Origin of the sequence: uncultured Albimonas sp., assembly GCF_963977235.1 — a bacterium.
Taxonomy (GTDB): Bacteria; Pseudomonadota; Alphaproteobacteria; order Rhodobacterales; family Rhodobacteraceae; genus Albimonas.
The window spans coordinates 1-14590 of sequence record NZ_CAXBOD010000022.1; the positions used below are offsets into that span (position 1 = coordinate 1).

Sequence of the window (14590 nt, forward strand, 5' to 3'; positions counted from 1 at the left end):
GGGGGGGGGGGGGGGGGGGGGGGGGGGGGGGGGGGGGCCCGGGCGAGACGGGCGCGGGGATCGCCGCCACCAAAAGAGGGGTGGCCGTCGGGATCCGGCGAGCATGAATGCACAAGGGGGCGGCGATGGCCAGAGCCTTCGCCGCCCCCCGGGGTGTCGGTCTGTCCGCCCTATCGGGAGAAGAACAGCTCCGGCAGGTAGAGCGCGATCTGCGGGAACACGACGATCAGCGCGAGCCCCAGCAGCGTGACCAGCACGTAGGGGATCACCGAGGCGTAGATCTCGCCCATGCCGATCCCCTTGGGCGCCACCCCCTTCAGGTAGAAGAGGTTGAAGCCGAAGGGCGGGGTCATGTAGCCGACCTCCATCATGATCACGAACAGGATGCCGAACCAGATCGGATCGAAGCCGTTGGCCGCCACGATCGGCAGGAACACCGGCAGCGTGATCAGCATGATCCCCACCGGGTCCAGCACCATCCCGAGGAAGAACAGCACCGCCATCATGAAGGCGAGGCCGCCGTACTTGCCCCCGGGGATCAGCTCGACCACGTCCGAAATCAGCGCCTGGGCGCCGAGCGCGGTGTAGGCCGCCGAGAAGGCGTGGGCCGCGAACAGGATCCACATGATCATCGTGGTCAGCCGCAGCGTCGCCTTGGCCGAGTCCGACACGTTCTTGAAGTTCAGCTGCCGGTTCACCGCCGCCGCCGCCATGGCGCCGAAGACGCCGATCGCGGCCGCCTCGGTGGGCGTGGCGAAGCCGCCGAAGATCGAGCCGAGCACGATGAAGACGATGAACAGCGGCAGGATCACCGCGGCCAGCGACTTGAGCTTCACGTCCCAGCCCGCGCGTTCCTCCTTGGGCAGGGCGGGGCCCATGTTGGGCTGGATCCAGCAGCGCACCGCGATGTAGATCGAGACCAGCAGGAACAGCAGCAGCCCCGGCCCGATGCCCGCCGCGAACAGCCGGCCGACCGAAACCTCGGTCTGCAGCGCATAGAGCACCATCAGGATCGAGGGCGGGATCAGGATCCCCCAGCCGCCGCCCGCGTTGATCGCGCCCAGCGCCATCTTGGAGTCGTAGCCCCGCTCGAGCATCCGCGGCAGGGCGATGGTGCCCATGGTGACCACGGCCGCGCCGGAGATGCCGCACATCGCCGCGAAGATCGCGCAGATCGCCACGGTGCCGATCGCGAGCCCGCCCCGCACGCCGCCCCACCACACATGCATCATGCGGTAGAGGTCGTGGGCGACGCCGCTTCGTTCGAGCATCATCGCCATGAAGACGAACAACGGGATCGCCACCAGCGTGAAGCTCGACATCGAGTCCCACAGCTTCGAGGCGATCAGGTAGAAGGCCATGTCCCCCCACTTCCACCACAGGAAGATCGAGGACAGCCCGCCCAGCACGAAGGTCAGCGGGGTTCCCAGGAACAGGAAGAACAGCAGCGCCCCGAAGAAGATCAGGGTCATGATCTCGACGCTCATGCCTCGCTCTCCTCGCCATGGGCCGACCCGGCGGAGCCGGGGGCGCCGTAAATCTCGTCAGGGACCGGCAGGCCCATCAGCACCCGCACGTCGGCGACGATGCGCACGATGCCCTGCAGGAACAGCAGCAGCGCCGAGACGGGGATGAAGAACTTCACGAACCAGATCTGCGGCTTCCAGGCGGAGTTCGACCGCTCGAGCTTCTCGTAGCTCTCCATCGCGAGGTCGAGGCCCTGCCACAGCAGCACCCCCACGAACAGCAGGAACAGGAAGCAGGTGGACAGGTCCGCCAGCGCCTTCCGCTTCACGCTGAAGGTTCCGTAGAAGATGTCGACGTTGACGTGGCCGCGCTCGGCCAGCAGCCAGCCGCCGGCGATGGTGCCATAGACGGCGAAGACCAGCTGTGCGGTCTCGGACGTCCAGATCAGCGGACGGCCGGCGAAGTAGCGCATGACCACGTCGCACAACAGCAGCAGGAACAGAGGGATCACCACCCAGGCGGCGACCTTTCCGATCCATCGGTTGAGCGAGGTGATCGCTCGGGCGAAGGCGGCGAACATGGGACCTCGGATGCTTCGCGGACCGGCGCGGGGCCGGGACCGGGTCAGGGGAAGGACCGCCCGCGCCTCCCCTGAGGGAGAGCGGGCGGCGGAACGTCGGGGCCTGCGCGCAGGCCTGGCCGCCCGGGTCGCGGGCCGGCCCGGCCGGCGGATCAGGCGCGGGCGATGCCCAGCTGGGACATGAACTCGCTCAGCCGGTCCGCCGCGGTCGCCGCGGCCTCCGACCGCTCGGCCTCCTTGGCGAGGATCTGCGCCGAGGCCGTGGCCATGCGCGCCAGCACGTCGTCGGGGAACTGCTGCACCGTCACGCCCTGGGTCTCGATCCCGTCCTTGATGGCGAGAGTCTCGAGCAGCTGATACTCGGTGGTGCGCGCATAGTAGCGTTCCTCGAGCAGGGCGGTGAGGTGCAGGCGCAGGTCTTCGGGCAGCGCCTCCATCGCGTCGGCGTTGAAGATCCAGGCGTCGGAGCTGAAGGCCAGCGCCGGCTTCATGTGGAACTTGCACACCTCCCACAGCGACAGGGTCTTGGCCCCCACCGCCGCGCCGTAGTGGGCGCCGTCGACCACGCCCGTGGACAGGGCCTGGTAAAGCTCGGAGGTCGGCACGAAGCTGGGCGAGGCGCCGGCCGCGGCCAGGTAATCGAGCAGCGCGCCCGAGGCCCGCAGCTTCAGCCGGCTGAAATCCTCGACCGAGCTGATCGGGTTCTTCAGGATCAGCTCGGTGGGATAGGACTTCTCGGCCTTGTAGATGACGCCGTGCTTCTCGGTCTCGGCGCTCATCATCGCCTCGATCCCGAGGTTCTTCTGCAGGTGGCTCTGCTGCCAGAAATCCTGCAGCGTGCCCGGGATCCCGTAGGCGAAGGCCGAAACCGAGGAGACGTCGGCCATGTAGGAGGCCGAGGAGGTCCCCGCCTGCGCCACGCCGCGGCTGACGATGTTGAAGATCTCCGGCCCCTTGGCCAGCTCGCCCGCGCCGAACAGCTGCCAGCGGAAGCGGCCGTCCGTGCGTTCCTCGAGCATCGAGGCCAGCTTGCCGAGCGAGCCTTCGAAGGACGACGAGGCCTTGGGCCACACCGCCTGCACCCGCCATTCCACTTCTCCGGCCGCGATGGCCGGACCGATCAAGGCCGGGGCCGCGAGCGTCACGGCGCCCGCGCCGGCCGCGCCGCGCAGCCACGCGCGACGGCTGGGATTGATATCCTGGGTCATGGGTCTCCTCCCCTGACGTGCCGATCCGGCCAATCCGGGCCCGATCCGGGCGCCGGATGCGCATGACGTCGGCGTCGCCCGTCGCCGGGCGAGGCCGTCACCGACCGCCCCGCCCGGGGCGGCGCCAAGCGTGGGCCGCCCCGCCCGCATGCGGAGCGGCGGTCACGTCGGTTCGGCTCAGGAGTAGCCGAGGTCCTTCATCAGCGAGGTGAGGTTGTCCGCGCACTTGGCGGCCTTCTCGGACTTCGCCGCCTCTTTCTCGATGATCTTGCCGGAGGCCTCGGTGAACAGGGCCAGCACGTCGTCGGGGAACTCCTCGACGGTGATGCCCTCGTTGGCCACGCCCTCGGACAGCGACTTGGCCTCGAGGTGCATGTACTCGGCCGAGCGCAGGAAGTAGCGCGTCTCCACGGCCGCCTCGAAGACGGTGCGGATGTCGTCGGGCAGCGCCTCGACCGCATCGGCGTTGAAGATCCACGCGTCGTCGGTGAAGCCGAGCGGCGGGCGATAGTGATGCTTGCACACCTCCCACAGCGACATCGACTGCGCGCCCTGGGCCGCGCCCCAGTGGGCGCCGTCGACCACGCCCGAAGACAGGGCCTGGTAGAGCTCGGAGCCCGCGATGTAGCTCGCCGAGGCGCCGGCCGCGGTCAGGTAGTCGAGCATGGTGCCCGAGGAGCGCAGCTTCAGCCCCCGGAAGTCGTCGACCGAGTTGACCTTCTTGGAGACCACGAGCTCGGTCGGGTAGGCCTTCTCGGCCTTGTAGATGATGCCCTTCTCGGCGAGCTCGGAGGCGAACAGCGCCTCGACTTCCATGTTCTTGATGTAGTGCATCTGCTCGAGCGCGTTGCGCAGCGTGCCGGGGATGCCGTAGGCGAAGCCCGCGCAGGTGCCCTCGTTCTCGTAGTAGGAGGCCGAGCCGGTGCCCATCTGCACGATGCCGCGCTGGGTGATGGCGAAGATCTCGGGGCCCTTGGCGAACTCGCCGGCGCCGAAGAGCTCCATCTTGAAGGCGCCCTCGGTTTCCTCTTCGAGGATCGTGGCCAGCTTCACCAGGCTGTCGTTGAACGACACCGAGGCCTTGGGCCAGTGCGCCTGGACCCGCCAGGTCACCTGGCCCTGCGCGATGGCCTTGCCGATGAAGGCGGGGGCGGCGACGCCGACGGCGGCCGCGCCGCCGAGGACCCCGCGACGGCTTACGCCGCGCGATTGGTTGGTCATGAACTCCTCCCTTTAGGCGCGCCGCATCCTGTCACTGCGTACGGCGCTTTGAATCATTCAGACCATCGCCCTGCCGATCAGTCAACTCCGATGAAACACGGGTTTCAAACTGATGCCCGGTCGCGCGCAGGTTTCGCCCGCAACCTGCCGGCGGTCGTCAGGCGAGCGAACAATCCTGTTGGGAGCGTTGCGTCAGCCGCTCGCGCGCCGGCCGCCGGGTCCGGCCGCCGCGCGCGCCGCTCCGCGCCCGGTCCGGCAGGGGCTCGCCCCTAGACGGAGCGGGTCGCGCCCGCCCCGCAACGGCTCCCCTGCCCCCCACTCAGCGCAAGCCGTCCTCGCCCGCGACGTCGCCGGCTTCGAGCCCGCCCATGCGGCTGTGGACGCGCCCGCCTTGCGCCATGACCAGGGCGAACAGGATCTCTCCCGCCCGCGGGCCGTCGGGCAGCCCCACCTCCATCGCGTCGAAATGCGAGCGGACGTAGGCCGCGTTCACGTGGCCCAGCGGCACGTCGAGCCGCGCGCCCATCCCGCCGACCTTCATCGCCGAGGGCACGATGGCCTTCGAGGGGCGGATCAGGCCGCGCATCGCGTAGCCGCCGGGGACATGCCACAGGGCGCCGTGCTCGATCTCGCCGCCCTCGCCGACGATGGCGCCCTTGCCGTAGGCGTCGACGTTCCCGGGGCCGCCCATCGCCTCGACGAGACGGGCGGCCATGCTCTCGCCCAGCGGGGTCAGGTCGTCCATCGCGCCCTGGAGGTCGGGCGCGTAGCGGCCGGCGAAGGGGTTGGAGACGATCGCCACGATCGCGGCGCGGCGGCGCGGCGCCTCGGGGGCGGGGCCGCCCTCGTGGTGGATCTCCTCGACGGTCAGGGCGGTGCGGCGGAGGCGGAATTCGGGCATGGGGGGTCTCGCTCGCGTCTAGTCTGGCGTGGGGGCGATGGGTCCGCAGACCCGCGCCTCGTTCTGAAGGAACAGGGCCGCGGCCTGGATCAGGCCGCGCGCCCGGAAGGTTTGCGCGACCGCGAGCCCGGCCTCGAGCGCGCGCGCGGCCTCGTCCGGCGCGAGCGGCCCGACCGAAAGCGTCGCCAGCCGGTCGCCGAGGTCGCTGTCGGGGTCCTCGTCCCGGGCCGGGCCGCGGCGGATCGCGGGATGGCCGGGCAGGTCGACGGCGTTGGCGATCAGCGTGGCCGCCGCGTCGGCCAGCGCCGCCGTGGGCGCCAGCACCGTCACCGCCTCGGCCACGCCCAGCGACAGGCTGCGCCCGCCCCGGCCCGAGGTGGCGATGCCGCGCGCGGGATCGGCGTGGCCGATCACCGCCGTGCCCGCGTCGCGCGCCCGCTCGCCGACCGCGAGCGCGGCGCGCATCTCCTCGCCGGGCGCGAGGTGGATGGCGACGTCGCCGCCGTCGTTCACATAGGCCTTGCGCAGGCGCCGGCCGACGATCATCGCCTCGAGCACCTCGTCGGCCACGGCGCCGGCGACGGCGGCCATGGGGGTCACGAAGACCTCGGCGAAGGGGAGCGTCGCGGCCATCATCCGGCGGGCGATCGGCCCCTGCAGCGGCGGCGGCGCGGCCGGGTCGAGAGGACGGCGCAGGAGGGGCAGTTCCTCGACCAGCTCCTCGAGCAGCCCATCGAAGCGGCGGGCGGCCTGGAGGAGCGCGGCCTGCGCCTCGTCCGGGTCGCCCTCGGCCTCGATCACCAGGTCGATGGGGCCGTGATGGAGGTGCAGGCGGCGGCCGTCGGGCAGCATCCGCCCCCGCGGGACGCCCATCCCGGGCCGCGCCCCGGGGGCCGGTTTCGCCTCCGGGGCGGTTGTCCCGGACGGCGGCCGCGGCCCCGTCTTCTCCGGCCGCGAGGGCCCGGTCATCTCCGGCGCGGCGGCCAGGCGGGGCCGCCCCTCGCGCCCAGCGAGCGGGCCGCGTCGCCGTAGTCGCCGCCGCGGGCCAGCACGTCCTCGACCTCGCGGATCGCGCCCTCGTGGCCGCCCATCGCCGCGTAGGCCGCCCGCGGCAGGGTGAATTCCAGCGGCGCCACCAGCGCCGGGGTCGGCACGTGGCCGAAGCTGCGCTCGGGCAGCGTGGTCACGTCCACCATCAGGGTGATGCCCCCGCCCGGCCAGACGTAGACCGGGGCGCCGCCGCTGGTCATCGTGGTCTCGCCGCCCTGGACCGAGCGGGTCAGGCGCACAGGGTTGCGGGTCACGCCCGCGCGCAGGCTGCCGCCTGCCCCGCCCATGAACAGGACCGTGCAGAGCGCCGGCTCGCAGTTCTCGGCGATGATCTCGACAGGCTCGCGCAGCGCCTCCGGCAGGGGGGCGGGGCGGGGGACCAGATCCTCGTCGAGCACGTAGTAGGCGTGCTGCTCGCCGGTGGTCGAGACCATCAGCAGGGTCAGGCCGGGGCGCGCGCCTTTCCTGGCGTTCCACGGCCCCAGGATCTGCAGCGGATCCTCGATGTCCGCGCCCCCCCAGCCGGTTCCGGGCGCGGCCACCCGGAAGTAACGCCCGGGGGTCGAGCGGCGGCCGAGGATCTTGATGCCGGTGTCGGGCCAGCCGATCTCCTTGCCCGCCTGGTGCTCGGAAACGACGCCGGTGATGTGGTCGTCGACCACCACCACCTCGTCGACCAGCCCCCGCCACTGGGTCGCGAACATGCCGATGGTGGCAGAGCCGCAGCCGACCCGCATCCGGGTCTCGCGCACGCCGTTGACGATGGGGGCCTCGCCGGCCTGGACGATCACGCTCTCGCCGCCGTCGATGGTCAGTTCCACCGCCTCGCGGTTGCAGAGCGCGAGCAGGGTCTCGCAGGTCACCCGGCCCTCGGCCTTCTCGCCGCCGGTCAGGTGGCGCACGCCGCCCAGGCTGAGCATCTGGGAGCCGTATTCGGCCGTGCTCACGTGGCCCACCGGCTCGCCCCGGGCGCGCACCAGGGCCGTCTCGGGGCCCAGGTGGCGGTCGGTGTCGATCTTCACCTTCACGCCGCAGTAGGAGAAGATCGCCTCGGTGACCACGGTGACGAGGTCGGCGCCCTCGACCTCGCGAGAGACGATGAAGGGCGCGGGCTTGTAGTCGGGATAGGTGGTGCCGGCGCCGATGCCGGTGACGAAGCGCTCGGCCTCTGGGACGATCTCGCCGTTCCAGCCCGCGGCGAGGAAGGGGACCACGCTGTCGCCGGCCTCGATCCGGCGGTCGAGCACGGTCAGCGGGTCGCAGCGCACGATCCGGCCGTCGAGGTTGGCGTAGCGGTCGCAGGCGCCGGTCTTGCCCGGCGCCACGTAGCACATCACCGGGCAGGCGTCGCAGCGGACCTTCTCGGCCTTGCGCCGCGCTTCGGGGGCGGGGGCGGGGGCGGGGGCGTCCATGCTCAGCCCTCCCGCGCCGCGTCGATGGCGGCCTTCACCCGGTGCGGCAGGGCCGGCAGCCGGTCGATGCGCGCGCCGGTGGCGTGACCGATGGCGTTGAGGATCGCGGGCGCCGTGGGGATCAGGGCGTGTTCGCCCAGGCCCTTGGCGCCGTAAGGCCCCTCGGGGTCGGGGACTTCGAGCAGGATCGTGCGGATGGCGGGCATGTCCGAGGTTGTGGGGATCAGGTAGTCGTGCAGGTTCTCGGTGCGGCCGGGGAGGAACGCCTCCATCAGCGCCATGCCGAGGCCCTGGGCGATGCCGCCCTCGATCTGGCCCTCGGCGAGCATCGGGTTGATCACCCGGCCGAGGTCGTGGGCGGCGGTCATGCGCAGAACCTTCACCGTGCCGAGCGCGCGGTCGACCTCGACCTCGGCGAGCTGCGCGCCCCAGCCGTAGACGGCGTAGGGGCTGCCCTGGCCGTTGGCGTCGAGCGGCAGGGTCGGCGGGTCGTAGGTCTCCTCGGCCGAGATCGCGTAGCCGTGGGCGTCCGGAGGAAGGCGCGTCAGGTCGATGCGGTGGGCCTGTCCCCCCTCCTCGACCCGGATCTCGCCGGGGGCCACGCGGATCGCGGCGCCCTCGCCCATGTTGGCCAGCCGCAGGATCGCGCCGCGCAGCGCCTCGCCGGCCAGCCTGGCGGCGTTGCCGCTGACGAAGGTCTGGCGGGAGGCGGAGGTCTTGCCGGCGTCCGGCGTCAGGGCGGTGTCGGGGCCGATCAGCTCGAACGCCTCCGGTCCCACGCCCAGCGCCTGGGCGCAGATCTGGGCGATGACGGTGTTCGAGCCCTGGCCGATGTCCGTCGCCCCCTGGTGCAGGCGCAGGCGCCCCTCGCCCGTCACCCCCACCCTGATGGTCGAGGGGTTGGGCAGCGAGGTGTTCCCGCAGCCATACCAGCACCCCGCGACCCCGACGCCGCGGGGACGCTCGGGGTGGGCGGCGTTGTGCCCGGCCGCACGCGCCAGCGCCGCGGCCCAGTCCTCGCGCAGCGCCTCGAGGCAGGGGCCGATGCCCACGCCCTTCAGGCGCTGGCCGCAGACAGTGGCCTCGTCGTCGCGCAGGGCGTTGAGGATGCGGAACTCCAGCCGGTCGAGGCCCAGTTTCCCGGCCAGGTCGTCGTAAAGCGCCTCCTGCACCAGCGCCGCCTGGGGGACGCCGAAGCCGCGAAAGGCGCCCGAGGGCGTGACATGGGTGTGGATCGCCCGCGCCTCGGCCCGGTAGTTGGGCGTGCGGTAGGGGCCCGAGGCGTGCACCGGCACCCGATTGGCCACCGTCGGGCCCCAGGAGGCATAGGCCCCGGTGTTGAAATCGCCGTCGAAACGCATCCCCGTGATGCGCCCCTGCGCGTCCGCCCCGATGGTCGCGGTCATCCGCGCCGGGTGCCGCTTGGTGGTCGAGGCCAGCGACTCGGCCCGCGTGAACACCAGTCGGCAGGGCTTGCCGGTTGCAAGCGCGGCGAGCCCCAGAAGCGGCTGCACCGAGAGGTCGAGCTTCGATCCGAAGCCTCCGCCCGCCGCGGTGGGGATGATCCGCACCCTGGCCGGATCCAGCCCCAGCACCTGGGCGGTGTCGTCGCGATCCATCACCGGCGCCTGGGTGCAGGCGCGGATCACCAGCACCTCGCCCTCGAGCCAGGCGCAGCCGGCCTCGGGCTCGATATAGGCGTGCTCGACATGGGCGGTCTCGATCGTGGTCGTGGCGGTGAACGCGGCCGCGGCGAGGCCGGCCTGCGCGTCGCCCTGGGCCACGAAGCCCGCGGTCATCAGGTTGCCGGGGCGGTCGGGGTGCAGCGGGGGGGCCGACTTCGCCGTCTCGGGGTCGAGGGCGGCGGCAAGCGCGGTCCACTCCACCGGGAAGGACGCCAGATCGAGGGCGGCCATCGTCTCGGCCTCGCCCACCGCCAGCGCCACCGCCTCGCCCTTGAAGCGGGCGGGCGAGGGGGCCAGCGCCGGCTGGTCGGCGAACGGCGGGATCACGCCGAACCGGTTGGAGCCCTTCACGTCGGCCGCGGTCAGCACCGCCTCGATCCCGTGGCGGGCGGCCCAGGCCGCGAGATCCCCGAAGGCGAAGGCGGCATGATGGTGGGGCGAGCGGATCACGCGGACCGTCAGCGCGCCGTCGGGGATCGCGTCGGCGCCGAAAACCTCGGTCCCGTCGACCTTGGGGAGGCCGTCCAGACGCTCGATCCGGGCGCCGACCGAGGCGCCGGAGGGGGCGGGCGCGGGAGCCTCGCCGGGGGTCTCGCGCCAGGCCTCGCAGACGGCGTCGATGATCTTGGCGTAGCCGGTGCAGCGGCACAGCACCCCGCCCAGCGCCTGCTCGGCCTGCGCGCGGGTGGGGCGGGGGGTGTCGGCCAGCAGGGCGGTCGCGGTCATCAGCATGCCCGGCGTGCAGATCCCGCATTGCGCCGCGCCGTGGCGCAGGAAGGCGCGCTGCAGGGCGTTGGCGCCGGGCCCGCCGAGCCCCTCGACCGTGCGCACCTCGCGCCCCTCGGCCTGGGCGGCGGCGGTCAGGCAGGCGCAGACCGGGGCGCCGTCGAGCAGCACGGTGCAGGCGCCGCAGTCGCCCGCGTCGCAGCCCGACTTCACCCCCAGCGCGCCGGCGCCGCGCAGCGCTTCGGACAGGCGACGGCCTGGCGGGACGGCCAGCGAGACCGCCTCTCCGTTCAGGGTCAGGGCCAGGCCGGGCGCGGCGGCGTCGAGGCTCATCGGGCGATCTCCGGGGCGGGCGCGCAGGCGGCGAGCGCCCGGCGCAACAGTTCGGGCGCGGCGGCCAGGCGATAGGCGGCCTCGGCGCGCACGTCGTCGATGGGCGAGAGGGCGGCGGTCACCGCGGCCGCGTCCAGCGCCTCGGGCAGATCGGCCAGCGGACGGCCCAGCAGGCCGGCCTCGGCCTCGGCCAGCCGGCAGGCGACGGGCGAGCAGGCGCCCACCGCCAGCGCCACGGCGCCGACCCGGTCCTCGACCGCCACGAGGCGCACCGCGGCCATGCCGATCGAGATCACCAGGTGCGCGCGCGCGCCCAGTTTCTCGAACGCGCCCTGCCCCGCCAGCGCGGCGGCGGGGATGTGCACGGCAAGCAGCAGCTCGTCGGCGGCCAGGGCCGTGCGGCGCGGACCCAGCAGGAACGCCGACAGCGCCATCCGGCGCAGGCCGCGGACCGAGGCGAGTTCCACCTCCGCGTCGAGCGTCAGCAGCGGCGGCACGGAATCGGCGGCCGGCGAGGCGTTCACGAGGTTCCCCGCCACCGTGCCGCGGTTCTGGATCTGGATCGAGCCCACCACCCGCGCCGCCGCCTGCAGCCCCGCGCAGGCCGGCGGCAGCGCCGCGCGGGCCACCTGCGTCCAGCTCGCCCCGCCGCCCAGGCGAAGGCCCGCGGGCGAGAGGGTCACCCCCTGCAGCTCGGCCACCGCGGTCAGGTCCAGCACCGGGCCGGCAAGCTCGCGCGCGGTGGTCGCGGCCAGCAGGTCGGTGCCGCCCGCCAGCACGACGCGCCCGCCCTCGGCGCGCAGCGCAAGGGCGCGGGCGAGGTCGGCGGGGCGCTCGTAGCTCATCGGGTCCTCGGGGCTGGCCGGGTTGCGCGGGCATGGAACCGGGCGCTGGGGCGGGCTCAGGGTCGGGCGCAGGGCATCATTTGCATACCAACGAAAGCCTGCGCCCGACGCCCCCGGCCTGTCAATTGCGCAATGGCCCGCAACCGGCTCGCGCGCCGTGCCTGCCGACCGGTCGGCGGGCCTGTCCTTTCCCGTCTTCCTGCGGTAGGTGAGAAGCAAACCGCAGCCTGCGGGGGAGGACCTCCTGTGACCGCGTCCGGCAACGCGACGACTGACGACGACCCGGCGGAGAGACGTCCGGAGCGGGCGAAGGGCGGCTATCGCCTCACCTCGCAGGCCGGCCACCTGCTGCGCCGCGCCAACCAGCGCCATCTTGCGATCTTCTCCGCCCGCATGCCCGACCTGACGCCCCGCCAGTTCGCCGCGCTCGCCAAGCTGAAAGAGGAGGGGCCCGCCTCCCAGAACCAGCTGGGCCGCGCGACCTCGATGGACGCGGCCACGATCAAGGGCGTCATCGACCGGCTCGCCAGGCGCGACCTGGTGGCGACCGAGCCGAGCCTGGAGGATCGCCGCCGCCTGATCGTCTCGCTGACGCCCCAAGGCGCGGAGCTTTTCGCCCGGGCCGCGCCGATCGCCCTCGAGATCACCGAGGAGACGCTCGCCCCCCTCGATCCCGACGAGCGGCGCACGCTGACGGCGCTTCTCGACCGCATTTCCTGACGCATCCCTGCGCCCGCCGGAGCCGCTCCGATGAACGACATCGCCAAGCGCGTCTACGACCACCAGTGGAAGATCGACCCGATCGTCCGCTCGGTCATCGACACCGATTTCTACAAGTTGCTGATGGCCCAGACGGTGTTCCACAATCACCCCGACGCGCGGGTGACCTTCTCGCTGATCAACCGCTCGGACGACGTGCCGCTGGCGCGCCTGATCGACGAGGGGGAGCTGCGCGAGCAGCTCGACCACGTGCGCACCCTGCGCCTGACCCGGGGCGAGAGCACCTGGCTGCGCGGCAACACCTTCTACGGCAAGCGCTGGATGTTCGAGCCCGAGTTCATGGACTGGCTGGAGAACTTCCGGTTCCCCGACTACCGGCTCGAGCGTCGCGGCGACCAGTACGAGCTGACCTTCGAGGGCCCCTGGATCGAGGCGATGATGTGGGAGATCCCCGCGCTCGCCATCCTGATGGAGCTGCGCACCCGCGCCGTCCTGCGCTCGATGGGCAAGTTCGAGCTTCAGATCCTCTATGCCCGCGCCATGACCCGGATCTGGGAGAAGATCGAGCGTCTGCAGGCGCTGCCCGGCCTGCAGATCTCGGATTTCGGCGCGCGTCGGCGGCACTCGTTCCAGTGGCAGGACTGGTGCGTGCAGGCGATGATCGAGGGGCTGGGGCCGCGGTTCTCGGGCACCTCCAACTGCCTGATCGCCATGCGCCGCGACCTGGAGGCGATCGGCACCAACGCCCATGAGCTGCCGATGGTCTACTGCGCGCTCGCGGGCGAGGACGACGCGGCGCTGGCCCAGGCGCCCTACAAGGTGCTCGAGGACTGGCAGAAGGACTACGAGGGCAACCTGCGCATCGTCTTGCCCGACACCATCGGCTCGAAGGGCTTCTTCGCCCATGCGCCCGAGTGGATCGCCCGCTGGACCGGCGCGCGGATCGACAGCGGCGACCCGGCCGAGGGCGCCGAGACCGCCATCGCCTTCTGGAAGCGCCATGGCGAGGACCCGCGCGAGAAGCGGATCATCTTCTCCGACGGGCTCGACATCGACGTGATCGAGGACCTGCACGCCCGCTTCGCCAACCGCGCCAAGGTCAGCTACGGCTGGGGCACGCTTCTGACCAACGACTTCCGCGGCCTTGCTCCGCGAGACGGACTGGCCCCGTTCAGCCTCGTCTGCAAGGCGGTCTCGGCCGAGGGCCGGCCCTGCGTGAAGCTCTCCGACAACCCGGTGAAGGCCACCGGCCCCGCCGAGGAGATCGCCCGCTACAAGCGCGTCTTCGGCGTGGGCGAGCAGGCGGCGCGGCCGGTCATGGTCTGAGGCGAGGGCTGCAAGACGCGATTTTGAGGGACTCGTTTCGCGCCCGCGCTGCGTCCGGACATGTCCTCATGTAATATTCGTTCTCAGACTTGCGCACCCGCGCCATGATAGGAGATTGCGAATGTGGAAATGTGGAATTCTGGCTGTGTCTTTCACTTTGACGATGGTCAGCGGCGGCGTCGGCCAGACCTACAATCGCATCGGCAACACGACCCTCTGCAACGAGTGAAGGCGGCGCCGGGTCCGTAGCAAATCGCCCCCAGCTACGACTTTCACAGCGCGAACAGCCCGCTGTTGGCCAGCCCGTCGAGCATGAACTGCACGGCGAGCGCGGCCAGAAGCACGCCGAAGACCCGCGCGACGACATGCACGCCGGTGCGCCCCATCAGGCGCTGAAGCTGGCTGGCCAGCATCATCGCGGCGAAGGCGACGCCCAGCACCGCCAGCACCGCGACCGCCACCGCCGCGCCCCGCTCCCAGTCGCCGTCCGTGTCGGCCATAAGCAGCACCACCGCCCCCATCGCCCCCGGCCCCGCCAGCAGCGGCGTGGCCAGCGGAAACACCGAGATGTCGGGCCGCGAGCGCGCCTCGCGCGCCTCGTCCTCGGTGGTCGAGGTGGCGCCCGAGGATCGGGCGAAGACCATGTCGATGGCGATCAGCAGCAGCAGGATCCCGCCCGCGATGCGCAGCGCCGGCAGCGAGATCCCGAACAGGTCCAGCGCCGAGTCCCCGAAGATCGCAAAGCTCAGCAGGATCGCGGCGGCGATGGCGAGCCCCCGCAGCGCGGTCCCCAGCCGCTCGCGCGGGGACTGGCCGGCGGTCAGCGTCGCGAAGACGATGCCCACGTCCAGCGGCCCGACGGTCGCGAACATCGTCGCGAAGGCGACCAGCAGCGTCTCGTGCATCCCTCAGGCCCCCTCCGCCATTCCGCGTCCGTCATGCTGCCAGCCGCCGCCGTCCCCGTGCAAGCCCGCCCCCGACCGCGCGCCGCGTCGCCCGCAGCGCCGCTTGCCCCCCGCTCGCCCCCGGCGCCTCTGGCCCCCGCTCGCCCCCGGCGCCTCTGGCCCCCGTGTCCCGGCCGGCCCTTCCGGCGCCTTGGCGCCACGCCCGGCCCCC

Annotated in this window: 12 protein-coding genes; 2 read left to right on the forward strand and 10 right to left on the reverse strand. The window is 72.3% G+C overall.

Going from position 1 to position 14590, the window contains the following annotated elements:
• Window positions 1–170 precede the first annotated feature (170 nt).
• The 9 genes from AAC134_RS12110 to AAC134_RS12150 form a co-directional block, all read right to left on the reverse strand.
• Window positions 171–1487 (reverse strand): TRAP transporter large permease subunit, encoded by a 1317-nt coding sequence (locus AAC134_RS12110; RefSeq protein WP_339949346.1) that lies wholly within the window; start codon window positions 1485–1487, stop codon window positions 171–173.
• Window positions 1484–2047 carry a TRAP transporter small permease subunit gene (locus AAC134_RS12115; protein ID WP_339949347.1) on the reverse strand — a complete coding sequence of 188 codons (564 nt, stop codon included), beginning with the start codon at window positions 2045–2047 and terminating at the stop codon, window positions 1484–1486. The genes AAC134_RS12110 and AAC134_RS12115 overlap by 4 nt, the downstream gene beginning before the upstream one ends.
• Before the next feature lie 152 nt (window positions 2048–2199).
• On the reverse strand, window positions 2200–3255 hold the full coding sequence (gene dctP, locus AAC134_RS12120; protein WP_339949348.1) for a TRAP transporter substrate-binding protein DctP: 1056 nt from the start codon (window positions 3253–3255) through the stop codon (window positions 2200–2202).
• A gap of 177 nt (window positions 3256–3432) precedes the next feature.
• Complete coding sequence (gene dctP / locus AAC134_RS12125) at window positions 3433–4476, reverse strand: TRAP transporter substrate-binding protein DctP (protein ID WP_339949349.1); 1044 nt, start codon at window positions 4474–4476, stop codon at window positions 3433–3435.
• Window positions 4477–4795: 319 nt separating this feature from the next.
• A complete protein-coding gene (locus AAC134_RS12130; RefSeq protein WP_339949350.1) occupies window positions 4796–5377 on the reverse strand; it encodes an amino acid synthesis family protein in 582 nt (193 codons plus the stop codon).
• An 18-nt stretch (window positions 5378–5395) separates the two neighbouring features.
• Window positions 5396–6250, reverse strand: coding sequence for a UPF0280 family protein (locus AAC134_RS12135; protein WP_339949351.1), 855 nt, complete (start codon window positions 6248–6250; stop codon window positions 5396–5398).
• Window positions 6251–6342: 92 nt separating this feature from the next.
• A complete protein-coding gene (locus AAC134_RS12140; RefSeq protein ID WP_339949352.1) occupies window positions 6343–7839 on the reverse strand; it encodes a 6-hydroxynicotinate reductase in 1497 nt (498 codons plus the stop codon).
• A 2-nt stretch (window positions 7840–7841) separates the two neighbouring features.
• Window positions 7842–10583, reverse strand: a complete 2742-nt coding sequence (locus AAC134_RS12145) for a molybdopterin cofactor-binding domain-containing protein (protein ID WP_339949353.1) — start codon at window positions 10581–10583, stop codon at window positions 7842–7844.
• The gene (locus AAC134_RS12150; protein WP_339949354.1) at window positions 10580–11428 is read right to left on the reverse strand and encodes an FAD binding domain-containing protein; all 849 of its coding nucleotides are present in this window, start codon (window positions 11426–11428) and stop codon (window positions 10580–10582) included. The genes AAC134_RS12145 and AAC134_RS12150 overlap by 4 nt, the downstream gene beginning before the upstream one ends.
• Before the next feature lie 246 nt (window positions 11429–11674).
• Between AAC134_RS12150 and AAC134_RS12155 the strand changes: the two genes are divergently transcribed.
• Together AAC134_RS12155 and pncB are read left to right on the forward strand one after the other, a co-directional pair.
• Window positions 11675–12148 (forward strand): MarR family transcriptional regulator, encoded by a 474-nt coding sequence (locus AAC134_RS12155; RefSeq protein ID WP_339949355.1) that lies wholly within the window; start codon window positions 11675–11677, stop codon window positions 12146–12148.
• A gap of 30 nt (window positions 12149–12178) precedes the next feature.
• Window positions 12179–13474, forward strand: coding sequence for a nicotinate phosphoribosyltransferase (gene pncB / locus AAC134_RS12160; RefSeq protein ID WP_339949356.1), 1296 nt, complete (start codon window positions 12179–12181; stop codon window positions 13472–13474).
• Window positions 13475–13746: 272 nt separating this feature from the next.
• On the opposite strand, the gene AAC134_RS12165 is transcribed toward pncB, so the two are convergent.
• Window positions 13747–14379, reverse strand: coding sequence for a MarC family protein (locus AAC134_RS12165; protein WP_339949357.1), 633 nt, complete (start codon window positions 14377–14379; stop codon window positions 13747–13749).
• Window positions 14380–14590 lie beyond the last annotated feature (211 nt).